The sequence below is a fragment of the Nodosilinea sp. LEGE 07088 genome (genome assembly GCF_015207395.1).
Lineage (GTDB): Bacteria > Cyanobacteriota > Cyanobacteriia > Phormidesmidales > Phormidesmidaceae > Nodosilinea.
Genome location: NZ_JADEWX010000124.1, coordinates 1 through 19,193, shown reverse-complemented (window position 1 = coordinate 19,193; position 19,193 = coordinate 1). Strand labels below are relative to the sequence as shown.

The window sequence follows — 19,193 nt, the reverse complement described above, 5'->3', positions numbered from 1 at the left end:
GGCCCACGATGCGTACAGCTTCTGCTTTTTGCTCGTCTGTAAATGTCCTTCGCGGTTTTTGGCTCATCTGAACATTCTCCTTCCTTGTCGACTCTTCGGAAATGTCCACTTTTTCGAGGTAAGGTCATATCCCAATGCAACTCGACGCATTGGTAATAGACGGTGACAAGCTGACCATAGAGCCACACCTGGGCCTGCTGACAGTGCTCAATCGGGGCAAACAGGGTCTGGAGTTTCACCTTGCTGCCCCATTGTCGGGGGCGTCCGGGACCTTTCACCGTTGGCACTCTCGAAAACTGAGCGTGGGCAACCGCAGAGCACCGCACTCGGCTAATCAGATGCAGTTGATGACGGCGAAACCGCGTCACCACGGGTTCACAGGCAAAGTAGGCATCCAAGACGATGTAGCTCCCGGCTTGGGCGTAGGCCGTACACAGGTCGGCCATCTTCGTTACCAAGGTGGTCTTGGGCTGAGCCTCAGTCGCCTCAGCGGTGGCGGTGGTGAGGCCATCGTGAAGCTTCAGGATAATCGGGACAGCAAAGTAGGCTGAGCCCGCCCCTAGCAGGAGGCTCAAGGCGTTGAAGTAATGGCCTCGAATCCACTCCGGTTTGCTGACGTCTTCTGATTCTTGGTGGAGCCCTTTCACTCCAGGCATTTTGCGACCTTCTTTGGCCACCTTAATCCCATCGCCCACATAGACCCGCTGTCCCTCGATGCGATGGACATGACCCTGCTCGCTCAGCCAACGGCCCCATCGCGCACATAGCCCTTCCACGCTAAAGGCACAAGACTTAAACCAGTGCAGCGATTGGCCATAGTAGTCTTCCCCTAGCCCTATCGCATTGAGATAACTGGTTACCGCTGGCGGCTGCGTGTTCAACAGCACGCCCCACACGAACAGGACAAACCATCGAAATGAGGCTTCACGACTAAAGGCTGGGCGCAAGACTCCCAGGATTTGCTCCAAGCGGTGGCAGAGCTTCATAATAATTCTGGCTGTTGATGATCACTTCAGCCAGTCTCGGACATGACGGCTCTCTCGAGCGCAGGCGTGTCCGTTTTCCTGCTCTTCCCCACTGCCAGAGAACTTCGCACTGTCCAGATTCTTTACGCTAGATTAAATAACCCCCGGCACCGAGGGCACCGGGGGCGATTTGGCTATAAGAGTTTCGCTATAGAGGGGAACGGGGCAGCAGTATGTCTGCTCCCTATACAAAATGGCACACCCTGGACCGGGTCGATGGCGTCACGGGGCAGGTTTACACAATGCTGGGCGATCGCACCCACCCGATTAACTTCTGCCCAATTGTGATCTGTGAGCTTTACGTTTGGCGGTATCTGTGGTGGGTGGGCTGAGGGTGCGATCGCAGTGTTTTCTGCATGCGGGAAGAAAAAAGTGGTTCTGGTCACCAAGCGCCACCAGAACCACCGTGGTGCGTGAAGATGATTGATCTCCCAGGAGCAAGCTGGACACGCACCAAGCCTAGGTAGGCCAATACCCCTCAGCAACGTCCAATCAGGCTGAGGGGTATTAGCAAGGGTAAAAACCTAAACCGTATTGAGGTGCTCTTAGCGCCCCTGGCCGAAGTCAACGGCGCCTTTGTCGAGGTTTTCGCGGCGCAGTTTGTCGAAGTCCACTTTGTCGAGGTTTTCCTGGCGCAGTTGGTCAAAGTCAACGGCACCTTTGTCGAGGTTCTCGCGGCGCAGTTTGTCGAAGTCCACTTTGTCGAGGTTTTCCTGGCGCAGTTGGTCAAAGTCAACGGCACCTTTGTCCAGGTTCTCGCGGCGCAGTTTGTCGAAGTCTACTTTGTCGAGGTTTTCCTGACGCAGTTGGTCAAAGTCAACGGCACCTTTGTCGAGGTTCTCGCGGCGCAGTTTGTCGAAGTCCACTTTGTCGAGGTTTTCCTGGCGCAGCTGGTCGAAGTCAACGGCACCTTTGTCGAGGTTTTCGCGGCGCAGTTTGTCGAAGTCCACTTTGTCGAGGTTTTCCTGGCGCAGTTGGTCGAAGTCGACTTTGTTGGACTTCTCTAGATTTTCGCGGCGAATTTCGTCAATGGTGGTGGCACCTTTGTCGAGGTTTTCGCGGCGCAGTTGGTTGAAGTCGGGGGCCGCAAAGGCAACGGGGGCAAAGGCAGTAGCGGAAACAACAGCGGTCAACAGAGAAAAAGCGATGCGTTTCATAATTGGGCTCCTTGAGGAATCAAGTGGTGTGTTCAATCAACTTGAGTCCTATAGTGCGGTGGCCAACTGAGCTTCCCCTGACCGCCCTCTGAGGAAACTTTAAGGGCTACCTGAGAAATCTGAGCAGAAGCCAGAGATGCGCTGAGGATGCGATCGCCTCTGCGTGTTCATCGCCACCAAGCGCCGCTTTAATCTGGCTTAGTACAATGTCAGTACAGAGATTTTCACGAGCTGCCCTTGGCCTAGATCTGTGGCTTTGTTTTGAGCCATGACCGATATTGCCCCACTGATCCCAACATCTCAGCCGAAAAGTGCCTCGTTATGAGTGAAGCTATTTCTAGTGCTGAGGATAGCTAGTAATGGCCGAGAAAACTAAAGTCGAGGAGCAGCAGGAGCATCAAAAGTATATAGAACGGGTAGCTGCTATGGAGGAAGTGGCCTGGGATCTGTACGACAACCTAAAACCGCAGACCCAGCAAATAAGCCTTAAAGATCAGGTTCGGAACAAGGCAGAGAAGATTGTTAGAAGCCCGTTACGAAAAATGCTATTTGCTATACATCGCCCATTGATTAGGTTAGAGAGAAACATATGGGAACCCCTATTGGCATGGGCTAATAATCAAGCACTTTTGAGCCTATTAGGGCTGATTGGCAATGCTGGAATAATTCTTGCCGTTTTTACCTATGTCGGGACAGAGAAGCAGCGACGAGATGCAGAAGTACTCAACGCTTGGCAAACGATCACGTCGGCCTATGGTCAATCAGGCAGCGGAGGTAGGATACAGGCCTTAGAATTCCTCAATGCCTCCCCAGGAGCAAACTGGCGACGAAAGTTCCCGTGGGTTTGTGCCCCCAACTCCTTTTGTACCTGGGAGGCAGAACGGCTGGATGGCATTAATCTTGGAGCTGTGCCATTAGACGATCTACCACCTAGTGATCAAATTCTTGCCCCTAAAGACGAGCAATCTAGCGAAAATACAGCTAGTGTTTATTTACAAGGAATCCAGCTACCAAGAGCAAGTTTGTGGGAAGCTAATCTAGAGGGAGCTATCCTGAGAGAAGCTAATCTGGAGGGAGCTATCCTGTGGGGCGCCAATCTGAAAGGGGCTGACCTGGAGGGAAGTAATCTGGAGGAGACTGACCTGAGAGAAGCTAATCTGGAGGGAGCTATCCTGTGGGGCGCCAATCTGAAAGGGGCTGACCTAGGACCTACCAATTTGGAAGAAGCTCTCCTGGGGGACGCCAATCTGGAAGGGGCTTACTTGATGAGTGCCAATCTGAAAAGAGCTGACCTGTCGGGTGCCAATCTGCAAGAGGCTGACTTGCTGACCGCCAATTTAGAAGGAGCTGTCTTGGTGGGCGCCAATCTGAAAAGAGCTAACCTGGTATACACCAATCTGGACGAGGCTATCCTGGGGGACACCAATCTGGACGAGGCTGTCCTGCAGGGCACCAATTTGGAAGGGGCTAGTAGCTTAACCAACGAACAACTTACCTCAGCCAAGCTTTGCCTTACTACGCTACCCGACGGCATTGCCCTAGACCCCAACCGAGACTGCGAAGAACTGGGCATTGACCCAGAGTAGTCCCTGTTTGGACAAATGTAAGCCTGACATACCACTAGAGCACCTGGGAAATTGGTCTATCAGAGCTTCTTGGGGTCAACCTTCGCAGGCCAGTCTCAACGCGCCAATCAGCCAGGGCCCCGGCTGAGGTGCTGGCGAATAGGGATTATCCATCACGTTTTGCCAGCCATAGCCCTCGTCGTTGTACTGCTGCATGTTGGCACTCATGGCCTCCAGGTCGGTAATGACACCCTCACGGTCGGTGCCCAGCAGAGTCAGCAACGCGTCAGTGTCACCGGCGTCTGGCATGGTGGTGACAACGGCGCAAACCTCAGCCCGACTGGGGGAAGCAGAGGTTACTGCCACGGGGGTCATCATCACCACGTCTACCAGGGTCCAGCGGATGGACGATCCATCCGCCGGGGGATTGGCGACAGGGGTTTTTTGCACCAACAATTCGTACTCATAGCCAGGGGTGTAGGTAAAGCCCTGGATACTGCTGTAGAAGTACTGGTAGTCCTCATCTGGGGCATAGCGCACCTGGTAGCATTGCTGAGGGGCTACTCCCACACAGTCAACCTGCTCTGGCCCCACAAATAGAGTGACTATTTCCTCATCGGCTTTTCTCATTTCGGCGGCAGCGGGCGCGACGTAGACAACCGCACCCATCCCTACCATCAGGGCTAATGCGCCAACTGAGCCCAGAGCCTGAGCAGAAAAATATGTCATAGGGGCAACTCCTCTAATACTGAAATAAAAGCCTTAGAACGATCCAGGGCGAGCCTCGCAGAGCTCAGCCTTCAACCGAGCTTCAACCAGGCCGCACCAGGCCGATGAATTATAGCAATGCCGTTGCAGGGATGACAGAGATTAAGAAGGCCTGCAAAACCGTGCTGTCATGCCGAAATGAAAGTACATTCGTGACGATTGGCAACAGCCAAGGGTATCCATTCAAAGCGGGACATGGCGATCGCGAGGTAGCCAGAAGCCAGTATTGACAAGTCTTCTAGCTCCTGACTTCTAGCTCCTGGCTTCTAGCTCCTGTCTCCTGTCCCCCCGTCCCCTCTGAAGCAGATCCCCCCAGCTCACGCCCTCAGGCCCCCGTCAGGACATTCTATGCTGCAAAATCTACGCCGCTTTATCACCATTTATCGGGGCTATGAGCGGCCCTTTTGGATCTCCCAGAGCTTGCTGGCGATCGCCACCCTCTTCACCCTGCTGATTCCGCTGATGACCCAGAGCCTGCTGGATGACGGCATCTTGCAGGAAGACCAGGCCGCCACCATTCAAAGCGTGCTGTGGATGGTTTTGTTTGCCGTCCTCAGCGCTGTGTTCACCATCTGGAATGGCTGGTACGCGGTGCGGTTTTCTGAGCACACCGCCCATGCGGTGCGGATGCGGCTCTACAAAAAATTTCAGACCTTTGAGTTTGGCAACCTCGATCGCTTTTCGGCCAGCGATTTGCAGGTGCGCATGAGCAGCGACATTACCGTGATTAAAACGGCTGTGCAGCTGGTGGTGCTCTACCTGGCCCAGGCCCCGGTCATGTTTGTGGGTGCGTTGATTTTGATCTATCTGAATAGCCCCGAACTGATGTGGATCTTGCTGATTGCGATTCCGGCCATTTTGGTGGTGCTGTGGATCTACATCGGCAAGGTGCAGCCCCTGTTTGAGGTGCGACAGCGGCAGCTCGACGGGGTCAACGATGTCATGCAGGAGAACTTGGCTGGCATTCGGGTGGTCAAGGCCTTTGTGCGAGGAGACTATGAAAACCAGCGGTTTGATCGGGCCAACCAGGCCCTGCGCCAGGCCAGCCTGCACCCGATGAACTACGCGATGATTTTGCAGCCCTCGCTGGTGTTGATTATCAACCTCTGTACGGCCATTGTGCTGTGGTTTGGGGGGGTAGCGCTGACCGAGGGAGTGCTGACCATTGGCAGCATTGTGGCCTTTACCCAGTACCTGGGCAGCATTTTGATGCCACTGGTGATTTTGGCCTGGGTGGCACCGCAGTTTACGGCGGCGGAGGCCTCGGCGGAGCGATTGTTTGAGGTGATTGATACGATGCCTGCGATCGCCGATGCCCCGCAAATTGGTGCGATCGTGCCGCCCGCCACTAAAGGTCGAATCGTCTTTGACAACGTCAGCTTTCACTACCCGGTGGCCGACAGCAAGAACAGCAGACCCGTTCTGCGCAATATCAATCTGACCATCGAGCCGGGGCAAACCGTCGCCTTTTTGGGGGCAACCGGGTCAGGAAAATCGACCCTGGTGAACCTCATCCCCCGATTTTATGACCCCACTGCCGGGCGAATTACGCTGGATGGCCAAGATCTGCAAGCGCTGCCCCTGGCCACCCTGCGCCAGGAGGTCTGCATCGCCCTCCAGGAGGCCGTGTTATTTAGCGGCACGGTGCGCGACAACCTGGCCTACGGTCAGCCAGATGCGACGGAGGATGAGCTGGTGGCGGCGGCGGCAGCGGCGGATGCCGATGGCTTTGTTCGCGCCATTCCCGAGGGCTACGACGCCATGGTAAAGCGGCGCGGGGCCAATTTTTCGGGCGGTCAGCGGCAGCGCCTCTCCATTGGCCGGGCGATCGCCGTGCAGCCCAGCGTTTTGATCTTAGACGACAGCACCAGCGCCCTCGATATGGCCACCGAAGCGCGGGTGCAGGCGGCCCTCAAGGCCATGATGGCGACGACGACCACGCTATTTGTGGCCCAGCGCATCAGCACTGTGATTGCCGCCGACCAGATTTTTCTGCTCGACCAGGGCGAGATTGTGGCCCAGGGCACCCACGATGACCTGCTGCAAACCAGTGCCTTTTACCAGGAAATCTATCAATCTCAGTTGGGAGGCGTACCGGCATGAAACCCTTTCTCAAACCGCGTAAACTTTTCTCTAAGTTGGGTTATCCGCCCCGGCCCTCGTCGCGATCGCGGGTTTTGCAGCGGTTGTTTGGCTACCTGGCGGCCTACCCGGCCCAACTGACGCTGATTGTGCTGCTGGTGGTGGTGGGCACCATCGCCAACCTGGTGGTGGCCTACCTGCTCGGGGTCGGCATCAACAATCTCAGCGCCCCCAGCCCCGATCTGACGGGTCTGCTACAAACCGTCACCTGGATGGGAATCGCTGGCGTGGTCAGCTGGGGGCTGCTGCTGATCGAGGGGCTGCTGCTGGCCAATATTTCCCAGAAAGCCACCTTTCAGCTGCGGCGAGACCTGTTTGAGCACATACAGACCCTGTCGCTCAATTTCTTCGATCGCCAGCCGATTGGCGAACTGATGAGTCGAGTCACCAGCGACACTGAGTTGATTTCCCAATTTTTTCAGACGGGCTTAAACCAGCTGTTTGTGAATACCGCCCGCCTGGTGTTTACTGCGATCGCCATGGTTTTGCTCGACTGGCGACTGGCGATCGCCGCCCTCACCATTGGGCCACTCATGCTGGCTTTTATTGGCTTGTTGGGGCGGGTCTCAGGCCCCGCCTTTGACCAGCTCCAGCAGGAGCTCGGCGAGCTCAATGGTCTAATGGAAGAAACCATCAGCGGCGAAAAAACGGTGATCGCCTACCGCCGCCAAGACGCCGCCGTCGCCAGTTTCGAGGAGATTAGCCTGGCCAGCCGGGAAGCCAGCGTCAAAGCGCAGTTTATTGCCCTGATCAGCCGTCCGGTGACCCTGGTGTTGACCAACCTGGACGTGGCGCTGGTGGCGCTGGTGGGCGGCCTGTTAGTGCTGCAAGGGGCCACCAATGTCGGCGTGGTGGCCACGTTTTTGCAATACACCCGCCAGTTGGCCCTGCCCTTGACCCAGCTCTCCAACCTGTTCAATGCCCTGCTGGCGGCGCTGTCTGGGGCCGAGCGGGTCTTTCAAATTTTGGATGAACAGCCCGCCATTGTCGATGCCATCGACGCGGCCCCCATGCCCATGATCCAGGGCCGGGTAGAGTTTCGCCAGGTCGACTTTAGCTATGTGCAGGGTCGCCAGATTCTGAAACACAACACCTTTGCGGCCCAACCGGGCGAAAAAATTGGCCTGTGCGGCCCCACCGGAGCGGGCAAAAGCACCATCATCAATTTGATTACCCGCTACTACGACATCGACGCCGGGGAGATTTTAATCGACGGCCACAACATTACCACCATGCAGAAAGATAGCCTGCGCCAGCAAATCGGTATTGTGCTGCAAGAGGCGTTTCTGTTTTCAGATACGGTGATGAACAATCTCCGCTACGCCCGCCTGGAGGCGACGGCGGCCGACTGCATCGATGCCGCCAAACAGGCCAACGCCCACGACTTCATCGAGCGCCTGCCCCAGGGCTACGACACCATGCTGACCGAGCGCGGCAGCAACCTCAGTCAGGGCCAGCGCCAGCTGCTGACCATTGCCCGCATGATGGTGCAAAATCCACGCATGGTGATTTTGGATGAAGCCACCAGCAACGTCGATACCCGCACCGAGCAGAAAATTCAAGAAGCGCTCGATCGGCTGATGCAGGGGCGCACCAGCTTTGTGATCGCCCACCGGCTCAGCACCATTCGCAATGCCAATCGCATTTTGGTGCTCAAAGCAGGGGAAATCATTGAGACGGGCTCCCACGATGCACTCATGCAACGGCAGGGGTTTTACTACGACCTGTACATGAGTCAGTTTAAGGGTCGGGTAGCTGCCGTGGTTTAACCTGAATTCGGGTTAAGCCTCCCTCGCTTAGAACCAGGCTAGCCTTCCCCTCCTGGGAGGGGTTAGGGGTGGGTTGGTCTGAGCCATTGCCATGCTTATCCGTAGAACATCGCCGAGTTGAAAGTTGGCTGGGTCACCGGTTCCAGGCGCAAGGGCATAGCGCATCAGCACATAGGAGCTGTAAAAGAATAAGTTCATGCTATGCATGATTCTGTTTGTCGACGTGTCTCGAATCAGGGCTGTCATCCTGGTTAACGACCGCAGAGGCTGGCCTGCCCAGGGGATGGAAATCAAACTGAACAAGCGATGTTCAATGGGGTTCCACAGCCATTGGCCGCCAGCCTCACAGAGGATCAGCCATTTGCGCGCATCGACGAACCGGGGAGGGGCCGTGCGCCGATACCACTGATTCCACCAAATTGACAACTAATCTGCCAGGGGAATGGCTAGAACTTCAGCAAAGAACGTTTTAGCTTACTACGTCACTCTATAAGAATCGTAACTGTTTATTATTACCAAACTATTTCCTGTCTAGGCTAAAACGATCACCCCTTGAATTCCTTACACCCGTGTTTGCCTCAGGCTGGCCGTTTAGCTTCATTCCATTTGCTACTACCTATTTTTTGAGGTTTTGGTGTCGCTGTAGGCACTTCATTACTGGGCTGGTATTGCTGCTGACATTGTTGGGTAGCCTGAATTCTCCGCTCGCCCAAGCAACATCTCTTGGTAACAGCCCTCATCCGGGGCAGCCTGTGCTGCTCCAGGGTGAGACCTTGTTTTATATCCAAGTTCGAGTTGGGTCTTTTCCCCCGACGGCCCGGGCCAGAGAAATTTCTAACCGCATTGAAGTGCTGGCCAAAGATGGCTCCATCGACATTAGCCAACTACGGATAAGCAGTAACGAGACAACCCAAACCGTTGATATTCGTCTGAAGGATGAAGTCATTGTCACCCTCAGCTCTGACGATGCCGCCGCAGAAAACAGCACTCAACTGGCCCTCGCCTATGACTATCGCAATGTGATCGTCGAGGCGGTTGAGGCCTATCGCCATGCTCACCAGCCCCAACAAATTGCCCTAGGGGCGATCTACTCGCTCATTCTATCTTTAGTGACCCTGGTAATGTTGCTGGGCATGTATCGTCTCGTTTGGGTGACCGATCGCAAAGTTAGAACCCTGGAAGGAACCCGAATCCAAGACCTGAGACTTTTTGGCAATACCTTATTGACGGCCGATCGCGTCGCTGATCTGATCATTGAGACCGTTCGCATTGCTCGGTTCGTGCTTGTGTTTGCCTTGATCGGCCTTTACATCAGCCTGTTGCTCAGCTTTTTTCCCTGGACCAAGCCCGTCTCGAAGGGCATCTTGCAGTATTTCCTGGTCGCAGTCAATGCCCTGTGGAACCGGTTTGTGGGCTATCTGCCCAATTTATTTTTCCTCGTTTTGATCATTGTGATTACCCGCTACGTGCTGCGCATCATTCGCTTCTTCTTTGCAGAAGTTCGGCGGGGTCGAATTGTATTACCAGGCTTTTATCAGGAATGGGCCAGACCGACTTACAACATTATTCGCTTTGCTGTGCTGGCGTTTGCAGCCACGATTGCGTTTCCCTATTTACCCGGGTCAGATACAGCTGCGTTCCGTGGGGTTTCGGTTTTCCTGGGAATTTTGTTCTCTCTGGGCTCCAGCGGCGCTGTGGCCAACTTTGTCTCTGGCATCATTCTGACCTATAGCAGGGCCTTCATCATCGGCGATCGCGTGCAAATCAGCGATACCGTGGGTGATGTGATTGAAAAAACCCTCCTCGTCACCCGCATCAATACCCCCAAAAACGTAACCGTGACGATTCCCAATGCCATGGTGTTGGGTAGCCACATCATCAACTACAGCGGCTCTAAGCGTGACCCAAGTACGCCCCCCCTTGTACTCCACACCACTATTACCCTGGGCTATGACCTACCCTGGCAGCAGGTGCATAAGGCCCTGATCACCGCTGCTCAGAAGACGGCTCTGATTTTGCCAGAACCGCCCCCGTTCGTCTTGCAAACGAGCCTGGATGACTTTTATGTCAGTTACGAACTCAATGCCTATACCGAAACTCCTGCTCAAATTCCAAAAATCTATTCAGACTTACACCAAAATATTCAGGACTGCTGCAACGCCGCTGGCATCGAGATTTTATCGCCCCACTACCAGGCCATGCGCGATGGCAATGTTCTCGCCGTGCCCGAAGTCTATTGGCCCAAAGGGTATGCCCCGCCCGGATTTCGGATTGTGCCCCTCGCCTCGCCAGAGCAAGATACGGCGAAATAACATGTCCAACTATTGACCAGGAGAAGCGATGGATGAGCCCTTTGATGAAACCATTACAGAACCGATTACCGATACGGTCAGCCGGTTGCAGCAGTGGTTGAGCGACCCCAATTTTATCAAGCTGCTCGTGGTGATCATTGGGGCCGTCATTATTGCCGTCTTTTTTCAGATTTTACGGCGATTTGCGACCCACAAAAGTCTGGATTCCGATACCCGCTATCGCATTCGTAAGTCGCTAAACCTGATGAGCTATTTGGCGACCGGGCTCTTTGCGCTGCTTGTATTTAGCGATAGCCTGGTCAGGTTCACGGTCTTTTTTGGGGTCATCGGTGCCGGGGTCGCCTTTGCCCTGCAGGAAGTGATCACCAGTTTTGCAGGGTGGGTCGCCATATCGTTTGGGCAATTCTATAAACCAGGCGATCGCGTACAACTGGGCGGCATTATGGGAGATGTGATCGATATCAGCATTCTGCGAACCACGCTGATGGAATGCGGCGATTGGGTCAAAAGCGACCTCTACAACGGCCGCATTGTCCGTATTGCCAACAGTTTTGTCTTCAAAGAACCGGTCTTTAACTATTCCGGTGATTTCCCATTTTTGTGGGACGAAATTGTGATTCCCGTCAAATACGGCAGCGACCATCACTGGGTGCGCCAAATGCTGATGCAAGCCACCCAAGACATCTGTGGTGAGTTTATCCCAACGGCCCAAGCCCATTGGAACAGTATGCTCCGCAAGTATCTGATTGAAGATTCTCGGGTCGAGCCCATGGTCACCCTAGTCACCACCGATAACTGGCTGGAATTTACCGTGCGCTACGTTGTCAATTACAAACAACGGCGGGGCAAAAAAGACGAGCTATTCACCCGCGTCTTAGATGAGTTTCTGCAACATCCTGAGCGGGCTACCTTTGCCTCAACCACCGTGCATTTGGTTGAGCTGCCCTCTATCAACGTCAGGCTAGACTCGCTCCCCTCTAACGCTAATAACCTGCCGTAGTGTGGCTTGATCTCAAACCAAGCCAACGGTTTGATAATGGAGAGAGGTAAATTGTCTACATCAGCCTCAAATACAGGGGTGACCCTACCCCTTTCCTTAAGGCAATACCCTTTCTTGAAAGCTTTTGCGATCTACTGAATTTTGGGTAGCACTTCTTGAAATAGAATCTGCAACAGTTGGCTGCCTTCCGGTCGGCTCCAATCCTGGGCGAGTTCTGCTATCAAGGTATTGGTTGCTGTTAAGACAACGCCTTCGCGCTCCATCCGTCGTCTCGACATCTCCTCAGATAGCTCGTAAGGTGAGCCAGAGGCATCCATCACCGCTTGCACCGCGTAGCCTTCTTGTACTGCGCTGATGGAGGGGTAAATCAGACAGACATCCGTTGTCACACCTGCCATAATCAGATGCTTGCGGTTCGTCTTTTTCACCGCTTGCTTGAAGTTTGGATCATGCCAAGCGTTGACAATGCCTGCTCGCTGGATTCGTTTCTCATAGATATCGGGGAGGATCGCTGCGAGTTCGGGCATGAGAGCGCCTTGCAGATTTTGCTCTTGGCTACTGGTCATGACGACTGGAATACCAAGGATTGTCGCAGTTTTTGCCAGCGCGATCGCATTGCGTTTCACCTGGTCGAGTGGAATATTCTTGATCAGTTGCATCGTGCCAACTTGGTGATCAATCAGTAGCAATGCCGAGTCTTGAGGAGTAAAAATTTTCATAGTTACACTCCATGATCATGGGCTATGGTTTGCAGATGCGCTTCTAAAAACCAGAGGCGTTTGTCGATTGCTCTTGAAAGTTCAACGTACAGGTCGTTGGTATCCATTTCACCTAACTCATTGGTTGCTTGAATGCCGTCGCGTAAAGATTTAGCATGAACGGCAAAGCGATCGGCGAGTTGAACAACGTGATCGCGACCTTCGGTAATCGTAAAGGGATACTCTGCTAAGACTGAGAACTTCGCCGCTGTGCGAGCGGTTCCCATCGCTAAACCGCCTACTGTTGTGATCCGTTCTGCAATTAGATCAATGTGATCTTCTAGTTCTGTGGCTAGTTCATCAAACAGGGTATGGAGTTGATAGAAGTCCAATCCTTTCACGTTCCAGTGGGCTTGCTTGACTTGAGTTTTGAGATCAAGTGCGGTTGCTAAGGTTTGATTTAACAGGTCGATGACTTGCGATCGCACCTCTACCGGAATATCAATGCGGGTGAGATAAAGCGGCTGATTTTTCAACATCGCTGGCTTTTCGAGATTGGGATGGCTCAAAGCTGTGTTTTTGACTTGTGATTTAGTCTAAATGGGATGATACTGTTTGTCGCTGATGTAACGATCAGGTTATGGCTCTATCTGACGATCAGGGTGGCGCTCTGACCTAGCGATCGAGTCATTTCCCTAACTTTCGGTCAGGGATGGTTGACTGATAGCTTGAGAGAGCAGGATAGACGTTTGTGACCTCTGACCGCTCTGGTGAAGGGTTTCGCCTTCCGTTGGCCACAACAAAGTAGAGGAAGCGACAAAAACTCTACACCGTTTGTCCTGTAGATTTGCACTGTCTAGATCTGTGGCATCGCTCTCCTTCCAGACCCAGTAATGGAACACAGCGGTATAACTTCCGTCCAGTGCAGTCTGATCGCGATCGCGGATTGAGAGGCGTTAGCACATTGGCTATCCACCTGTCACTTAAATCTAAAAGATATGCTGACAGTTGTCGCTAATCCAGCGATCGGTTTTTGATTCTATCTTGTAATGGAAGCTGCGCTTCTATCAGGAGATCGAGCCATTTCCCTAACGTTTGGTCAGGTGGCATCATCAAGGCAAGCAATAGATGCCTGACAATGACCGACATCGGCACTTCAGTCTCTCTCACGGCTCAAGTTTCGTCTAAGGTAATCAAGCCATGTTTGAGGGCAAACATCACTGCTTGTAAGCGATCGCTCACACCCAATTTACTGAGCAAATTATTGATGTGAAACTTGACGGTTCCTTCGGCGATTTGCAGTGCAGCAGCAATGTCTCGATTGTTCATGCCCTTGGCAATCAGTTTTAGGATATCGCGTTCGCGATCGCTGAGATTGGGTTGTTCCATGCGGGCAGCAAGTTTGGCGGCGATCGGGATGGGAATGTGGCGTTGTCCGCCACCGACGGTGCGAATCACTTCTAGCAACTCTTTGCAGGGCGTATCTTTGAGCAAGTAAGCTTTGGCTCCAGCACGGAGTCCTTGATAGATCTGTTCATCGGTGTCGTAGATGGTCAACATGATGAGGCAGGCGGTGGGAAATTCGGCGCGAATGGCTACGATCGCTTCGATACCAGTGATCTGCGGCATCTGAATATCGAGGAGGGCAATGTCGGGCTGATGCTGGCGAAATAGAGCGATCGCTTCTTGTCCGTTATTGGCTTGTGCCACGATCGACATATCGGCTTGATCATCAATCACGGCAGCCAGTCCTTCCCGCACAATGGGATGATCGTCCGCAATCAGAATCCGAATGGGAGCAGCGGCTGGAGTCATAGTTTTAAGGGGTCGTTGATAAAAGAATCTCGATCGTGGTGCCCTGTCCAAGTTCGCTTTTGATTTGTAGGGTTGCGCCTAAGCGATCGGCACGTTGTTGCAGTCCAATTAAGCCAAAGCCCTGGGGAATGTGCTGTTGATTGAAGCCGCGTCCATTGTCGCGGATGGAGAGTTGAATCTGTTGATGATCGTAAAACATGAGCGTCAGATCTAGCCGTTCGGCTTCCGCGTGGCGCAGGACATTGGTAATTGACTCTTGCACCATTCGCAGCAGGTTCATGCCGAGGTCAGGGTCGAGCAGGAAGGGGGTGCCGAGTTGGGTGTAGTGCGCCTGTAGGGGCGTTGAGGTCGTCATTTGTTGCAGGATTTGCGGCAGCAGAGTGGCGAGATCGCGGTATTCGCTGCCGGCTTGGGAGAGGTTCCAGACGGAGCGGCGGGCTTCGGCGAGTCCCTGTTGGGCCAAGGTTTTGGCGCGATCGCGGTGATACTGGGCTTTGTCGGGGTTTGGCTCGGCGAAGTAGTCGGCAGCTTGCAGTTGAGTGAGGATGCCGCCGAAGGATTGGGCGAGGGTATCGTGGATTTCGCGGGCGATGTGGTTACGCTGTTGTTCGGCTTCGAGTAAGGCTTGTTGAGCCAGTCGCAGTTCGGTAATGTCCAGTTGCGATGCCCAACCGCCGATCGCATAGCCATCTTTGATCATCGTCATTACATTGTTTAGGAAATAGCGCGGGTTGCCGCTAAGATCAGTCTCGTGTGATTCAATACTATGAGATTGATAGCCGCTCTCGACATATGCTTTTAAAAAGGCTCGATTTTGCTCTGATTCTGCTACATGAAAATCCGTTAGCCGCAAACCAACTAAGTCTTCTGGATTATCTTTTCCATACATGGCGGCATACGTTGTGTTGGCTTCAGCAACTCGCCAGTGACGATAAATTAACTCTATTTGCTGATCAATAGACAAGTGAATGGAAATTAGTTGATCAAACTCAAATCGATAAATTCCTTCGCTGCTGATTTCAAACAAGGTGCGATAGCGTTCTTCGGATTCGGTGAGACGATCGATCGCTTGCTGCAACTCTCCATTCAGCCGTTCGAGTTCCTGCGATCGCTCCTGTTCTGCTCTTAGCAGGGCTTGTTGAGCCAGTCGCAGTTCGGTGATGTCGAGTTGCGATGCCCAACCACCGTAGACATAGCCATCTCTAATAATGCTGGTGACGTTATTCAGAAAATAGCGTGGATCACCGTGGCGATCGTGTTCTTCAGATTCATAGTTCCGAATTTGATGTTTATTTTTAACCCAGGCACTAATAAAAGCTAAGTTTTGCTCTGATCCTTCGATGTGCATCTCATCCAACATCCTCAAGCCGACCATAGCCTCTGGACTTTCAAATCCGTACATCGCTGCAAGAGTTTGGTTGCCTTCAGCATGGTAAGCGTGGCGAAGAACTAATCTTATCTGCTCATTTTCAGGCAATGTTAGAGAAATGGGTTGATCAAACTCAAAGCGATAAATACCTTCACTGCTGATTTCAAACAAGGTACGATAGCGTTCTTCGGATTCAGTGAGACGTGCGATCGCCTTTTGCAATTCCCCATTTAACCGTTCGAGTTCTTGCGATCGCTCTTGTTCCGCCTGAAGTAATGCTTGCTGTGCCTCTCGCAGTTCCGTAATATCGATTTGTGTTCCCCAACCGCCTGTGACGCGATCGTTCTCGATAAAACCGAATCCGCTGTTAAGAAAATACCGTCTTCGTCCGGTCACATCTATTTCTTCTGACTCAGCATTCCGGATGCGATAGCCATTTTCAGCCAAAGCGGTAATAAATTGTTGATTCTTCTCTGACTCAGCAATATGTACTGCCGTCAATCTGATACCTACTGCATCATCACCTTTCGCTAAACCATACATTTCGGCAAAGACATCATTGGCTTGAGCAATAGACAATACCCCGGACAAAAAATTGCCCTCGATATTACCTGTAAGCCAGAGCCTACGTTGCTCAAAGTATTTAAATCAATGTCAGCCTGAAAACTAACCTTGATTTAAATAGGAAATTGCTAGAGTGATTGCCCTGTAAGCCTTATAGCGTCGTTGCTAAAACTGTCCGGACTGTTGAATAGAGTAATGCTGATAGAATTGCTTGACCTGTTCTTCGATAGACAAATTTAGTGAGACAGGTGGATCGAGTTGCCAGCGATAAATGCCTTCGTTGCTGATCTCGAACAGCGATCGATACAACGCCTCCGATTTTCGCAGTTCCTCATCCTTTGCCTGACGCTCGATCGCCGCTGCAATGCTATCTGCCGCAATCCTCAAAATCGCAATTTCCGCCTCATCAAACCGTCGCGGCTCTCCACAACTATCAAAGCCGATTAACCCCCAAAACTTCCCTTTGCTCATAATGGGAACCATCAGCATTGATGTATTGCCTTGTTCTTGAAAGATATGTTGAGCAATCTGATTCGATAAGTTCGCAACCAGAAAATTTTGAATTTCTCCCTGCGATAATGGGTCGTAAATTTCTCTAAAATGCTCGACAGGTGAAGCAGGTACAAACTCAGATGTAATCTCAATTGTTTCAGAAATTCCAAACATGCACCACTCAGAGAGAATAGTTGCGGCTTGCTCCTGAGAAGTTGGATGCAAAACATCCTGGATAATCGCACATCGATCGCTCCCCGATGCTTCGCCTAACAGCCGCACCACATCCGGCAGAACGGTAGTGTAGTCGGGCGATCGCAGCAGCAAATTGGCAACCTCCGCGATCGCACCCAGGAGTGAGGCTTGCTGAGACTGCGATCGGGGTTGACGTAGGCGATCGTTGTCTTGCTTCAGTTGGGCGAGTTCTGATTGGAGGCGATCGCGCTCGGTGATTAAGCGATCGTTTTCTTGCTGAAGTTGGGCAAAAGTTGAGTGAGACATCGGTTGATTAACATCAGTTTACGGTTAACTGACCTAAGTACTGTAAGATTTTCAGAACCTCATACAAATTATTGCGGTACTGCGATCGGGTTGAGAATAAATCGGAAATTCCATACTGTCCATGCCAAACTTTGACAAATAAATAGCTACTCCCGTTCATCACCATGCCATACAGTGGAGCGTCTTGGTTTGGAGAAGCCGCCATATAAGCCAGAGTTTGGGGCAATGCCAGTTCTAAATCAAACGTCGTTCTTTTCGACTCAATTAAAACCACCCACAATCGTTCCTGTAATACCAACGCATCTATGCGCCCACTCAAAACCTCATCATTCTGCCCCAATGCCTCAATCTGAACGGCAACCTCTGCCCGAAATTTATAGGGAGCCTGATAAAACCCTGCCAACTCCATTAATGGCGATAGCACCACCATTTTGATCGTTTCCTCTAAAAGAATTCCGTCCGAAACCTGATAAAGGTAGTTTTGTCGCACCTGATCAAGCCTGACTTGAGTTTCCTCCGTTAGGGACGGCAAAGCAGTCAGCCATTCTGTGAAAAATTCGCGATCGCTACTCAGCGTCAGCCCTAGTTTCTCTTGAACCTGGCGAAAGGTGGTGATGTCTTCTGAAATTGCCAAAACGTTAGTCATCCTTCACTCCTAGCTCATCCTCTTGACTTTACCCGCAACCTATCCCTCGACCAACCTAGCCAATCGGTTAGGTTTCATCCTCTCCCACTGATCGGTCAGCATTCGACCGAGCGATCAGTCAGAAATTGGGAGTCTCCCTTTTAAAGTAAATGACAACGCTCATAACTTAACCAGGTTTGTGACGATGCACCCCAAAAGGAGAGCAAACCCGCGATGAAAGCCATTCAAATCCATCAATATGGCGGTTCAGAAACCCTGACCTATGAAGACATTCCACGTCCTGAACCCGCCCCAGAACAAGTCCTAGTTCGCATCCATGCCGCTGGCATCAACCCGATCGATTGGAAGATCCGCCAAGGCTGGCTGAAGGAAGTTTTTCCCTACCCATTCCCGCTCGTCTTAGGCACTGATATGTCAGGCGTGGTTGAAAAAGTAGGTGCAGAAGTTACCACACTTCAGCCCGGACAGGCAGTATACGGCTTAGTAGACATGACCCTTTCCGGTGCCTATGCAGAATATGGACTCGGCTATGCAACCACGATCGCACCCAAACCCCAAACCCTCAGCCACCTCGAAGCCGCAGCCGTTCCCGTCGTTGCCCAAACCGCCTGGCAAGCACTGTTTGAAGTCGGCAACCTGCAAGCTTCCCAGTCTGTCCTGATTCATGCCGCCGCAGGCGGTGTCGGTAGCTTTGCCGTCCAGTTCGCCAAAGCGAAAGGACTGACCGTCATCGGCACCGCTTCAGCCCAAAATCTAGAATTTGTCCGATCGCTCGGAGCCGATACTGTCATCGATTATCATACCTCTGACTTGAGCGCCGCCAGAGGCGTAGACATGGTGTTAGATCCGATCGGCGGCGACACCCAAGCCCGATCGTGGGAATTGCTCAAACCAGGCGGTATTCTCGTTTCCACGGCTGCCCCACCCGATCCGACTTTAGCTGAAAAACACCAAGTGCGCGGCACGATGATCATGGTACAACCGCGATCGCAACTCTTGAGCGACATTGCGGCATTGATTGATGCGGGCAAAGTCAAACCCAAGGTCAGCCAAGTCTTTCCCCTAGCCGCAGCCCGCCAAGCTCAAGAACTGAGTCAACAAGGACATACTCGCGGCAAGATTGTGCTGCAAGTGGTCTGAGAGAGCGGCATCAGCGCACCGGTTGTAAAAAAAATTAGGAGGTCACAGTGGTAGCAGATAGTGCCCGGGTGTTGATTGTTTACGATTCTCTGCAAGGGCATACTGACCTTACCTCGAAAAAGTGGACATTTCCGAAGAGTCGACAAGGAAGGAGAATGTTCAGATGAGCCAAAAACCGCGAAGGACATTTACAGACGAGCAAAAAGCAGAAGCTGTACGCATCGTGGGCC

Annotated in this window: 17 protein-coding genes; 7 read left to right on the top strand and 10 right to left on the bottom strand. The window is 52.5% G+C overall.

Going from position 1 to position 19,193, the window contains the following annotated elements:
* Positions 1-986, bottom strand: a 986-nt coding sequence (locus tag IQ254_RS21855) for a transposase (RefSeq protein ID WP_228040976.1), incomplete at its 3' end; no start/stop codon positions are given.
* A gap of 212 nt (positions 987-1,198) precedes the next feature.
* Here IQ254_RS21855 and IQ254_RS21850 point away from each other — a divergent pair.
* Positions 1,199-1,357: a hypothetical protein gene (locus IQ254_RS21850; protein WP_193968272.1), complete on the top strand. Its 159-nt coding sequence runs from the start codon at positions 1,199-1,201 to the stop codon at positions 1,355-1,357.
* 213 nt (positions 1,358-1,570) lie between these two features.
* Here IQ254_RS21850 and IQ254_RS21845 read toward each other — a convergent pair whose 3' ends face one another.
* Positions 1,571-2,182: a hypothetical protein gene (locus IQ254_RS21845; RefSeq protein WP_193968271.1), complete on the bottom strand. Its 612-nt coding sequence runs from the start codon at positions 2,180-2,182 to the stop codon at positions 1,571-1,573.
* Between the two features lie 359 nt (positions 2,183-2,541).
* Here IQ254_RS21845 and IQ254_RS21840 point away from each other — a divergent pair, with 359 nt between their 5' ends.
* The gene (locus tag IQ254_RS21840; RefSeq protein WP_193968270.1) at positions 2,542-3,768 is read left to right on the top strand and encodes a pentapeptide repeat-containing protein; all 1,227 of its coding nucleotides are present in this window, start codon (positions 2,542-2,544) and stop codon (positions 3,766-3,768) included.
* 75 nt (positions 3,769-3,843) lie between these two features.
* On the opposite strand, the gene IQ254_RS21835 is transcribed toward IQ254_RS21840, so the two are convergent.
* Entirely contained in the window at positions 3,844-4,476 is a 633-nt protein-coding gene (locus IQ254_RS21835) for a DUF4377 domain-containing protein (RefSeq protein ID WP_228040975.1), read from the bottom strand.
* 387 nt (positions 4,477-4,863) lie between these two features.
* Here IQ254_RS21835 and IQ254_RS21830 point away from each other — a divergent pair, with 387 nt between their 5' ends.
* Both IQ254_RS21830 and IQ254_RS21825 read left to right on the top strand, forming a co-directional pair.
* On the top strand, positions 4,864-6,618 hold the full coding sequence (locus tag IQ254_RS21830; protein ID WP_193968269.1) for an ABC transporter ATP-binding protein: 1,755 nt from the start codon (positions 4,864-4,866) through the stop codon (positions 6,616-6,618).
* Positions 6,615-8,426 (top strand): ABC transporter ATP-binding protein, encoded by a 1,812-nt coding sequence (locus IQ254_RS21825; protein WP_193968268.1) that lies wholly within the window; start codon positions 6,615-6,617, stop codon positions 8,424-8,426. Before IQ254_RS21830 ends, IQ254_RS21825 begins: the two co-directional genes overlap by 4 nt.
* A 27-nt stretch (positions 8,427-8,453) precedes the next feature.
* Here IQ254_RS21825 and IQ254_RS33805 read toward each other — a convergent pair whose 3' ends face one another.
* A complete protein-coding gene (locus IQ254_RS33805; protein ID WP_193968267.1) occupies positions 8,454-8,852 on the bottom strand; it encodes a hypothetical protein in 399 nt (132 codons plus the stop codon).
* Between the two features lie 326 nt (positions 8,853-9,178).
* Here IQ254_RS33805 and IQ254_RS21815 point away from each other — a divergent pair, with 326 nt between their 5' ends.
* Positions 9,179-10,738: a mechanosensitive ion channel family protein gene (locus IQ254_RS21815; RefSeq protein ID WP_193968266.1), complete on the top strand. Its 1,560-nt coding sequence runs from the start codon at positions 9,179-9,181 to the stop codon at positions 10,736-10,738.
* 28 nt (positions 10,739-10,766) lie between these two features.
* Positions 10,767-11,738 carry a mechanosensitive ion channel family protein gene (locus tag IQ254_RS21810; protein WP_193968265.1) on the top strand — a complete coding sequence of 324 codons (972 nt, stop codon included), beginning with the start codon at positions 10,767-10,769 and terminating at the stop codon, positions 11,736-11,738.
* Positions 11,739-11,869: 131 nt separating this feature from the next.
* On the opposite strand, the gene IQ254_RS21805 is transcribed toward IQ254_RS21810, so the two are convergent.
* From IQ254_RS21805 to IQ254_RS21780, 6 genes are all read right to left on the bottom strand, one after another.
* Positions 11,870-12,457 (bottom strand): isochorismatase family protein, encoded by a 588-nt coding sequence (locus IQ254_RS21805; RefSeq protein WP_193968264.1) that lies wholly within the window; start codon positions 12,455-12,457, stop codon positions 11,870-11,872.
* A 2-nt stretch (positions 12,458-12,459) separates the two neighbouring features.
* Complete coding sequence (gene dps / locus IQ254_RS21800; RefSeq protein ID WP_193968273.1) at positions 12,460-12,975, bottom strand: DNA starvation/stationary phase protection protein Dps; 516 nt, start codon at positions 12,973-12,975, stop codon at positions 12,460-12,462.
* Positions 12,976-13,609: 634 nt separating this feature from the next.
* Complete coding sequence (locus tag IQ254_RS21795; RefSeq protein ID WP_193968263.1) at positions 13,610-14,251, bottom strand: response regulator transcription factor; 642 nt, start codon at positions 14,249-14,251, stop codon at positions 13,610-13,612.
* Positions 14,252-14,255: 4 nt separating this feature from the next.
* On the bottom strand, positions 14,256-16,199 hold the full coding sequence (locus IQ254_RS21790) for a PAS domain-containing sensor histidine kinase (RefSeq protein ID WP_193968262.1): 1,944 nt from the start codon (positions 16,197-16,199) through the stop codon (positions 14,256-14,258).
* A gap of 150 nt (positions 16,200-16,349) precedes the next feature.
* The gene (locus tag IQ254_RS21785; RefSeq protein ID WP_193968261.1) at positions 16,350-17,177 is read right to left on the bottom strand and encodes a GAF domain-containing protein; all 828 of its coding nucleotides are present in this window, start codon (positions 17,175-17,177) and stop codon (positions 16,350-16,352) included.
* A gap of 13 nt (positions 17,178-17,190) precedes the next feature.
* Positions 17,191-17,823, bottom strand: a complete 633-nt coding sequence (locus IQ254_RS21780; protein WP_193968260.1) for a hypothetical protein — start codon at positions 17,821-17,823, stop codon at positions 17,191-17,193.
* A gap of 213 nt (positions 17,824-18,036) precedes the next feature.
* Here IQ254_RS21780 and IQ254_RS21775 point away from each other — a divergent pair, with 213 nt between their 5' ends.
* Positions 18,037-18,963 (top strand): NADP-dependent oxidoreductase, encoded by a 927-nt coding sequence (locus IQ254_RS21775; RefSeq protein WP_193968259.1) that lies wholly within the window; start codon positions 18,037-18,039, stop codon positions 18,961-18,963.
* Positions 18,964-19,193: the final 230 nt, after the last annotated feature.

Excerpts from the sequence above, each read along its gene's own strand:
- IQ254_RS21795 (WP_193968263.1), bottom strand. The coding sequence starts at position 14,251 with ATGACTCCAGCCGCTGCTCCCATTCGGATTCTGATTGCGGACGATCAT.
- IQ254_RS21830 (WP_193968269.1), top strand. The coding sequence starts at position 4,864 with ATGCTGCAAAATCTACGCCGCTTTATCACCATTTATCGGGGCTATGAG.
- IQ254_RS21810 (WP_193968265.1), top strand. The coding sequence starts at position 10,767 with ATGGATGAGCCCTTTGATGAAACCATTACAGAACCGATTACCGATACG.
- IQ254_RS21850 (WP_193968272.1), top strand. The coding sequence starts at position 1,199 with ATGTCTGCTCCCTATACAAAATGGCACACCCTGGACCGGGTCGATGGC.
- IQ254_RS21775 (WP_193968259.1), top strand. The coding sequence starts at position 18,037 with ATGAAAGCCATTCAAATCCATCAATATGGCGGTTCAGAAACCCTGACC.
- IQ254_RS21780 (WP_193968260.1), bottom strand. The coding sequence starts at position 17,823 with ATGACTAACGTTTTGGCAATTTCAGAAGACATCACCACCTTTCGCCAG.
- IQ254_RS21825 (WP_193968268.1), top strand. The coding sequence starts at position 6,615 with ATGAAACCCTTTCTCAAACCGCGTAAACTTTTCTCTAAGTTGGGTTAT.
- IQ254_RS21845 (WP_193968271.1), bottom strand. The coding sequence starts at position 2,182 with ATGAAACGCATCGCTTTTTCTCTGTTGACCGCTGTTGTTTCCGCTACT.
- dps (WP_193968273.1), bottom strand. The coding sequence starts at position 12,975 with ATGTTGAAAAATCAGCCGCTTTATCTCACCCGCATTGATATTCCGGTA.
- IQ254_RS21835 (WP_228040975.1), bottom strand. The coding sequence starts at position 4,476 with ATGACATATTTTTCTGCTCAGGCTCTGGGCTCAGTTGGCGCATTAGCC.
- IQ254_RS21840 (WP_193968270.1), top strand. The coding sequence starts at position 2,542 with ATGGCCGAGAAAACTAAAGTCGAGGAGCAGCAGGAGCATCAAAAGTAT.
- IQ254_RS21805 (WP_193968264.1), bottom strand. The coding sequence starts at position 12,457 with ATGAAAATTTTTACTCCTCAAGACTCGGCATTGCTACTGATTGATCAC.
- IQ254_RS21785 (WP_193968261.1), bottom strand. The coding sequence starts at position 17,177 with ATGTCTCACTCAACTTTTGCCCAACTTCAGCAAGAAAACGATCGCTTA.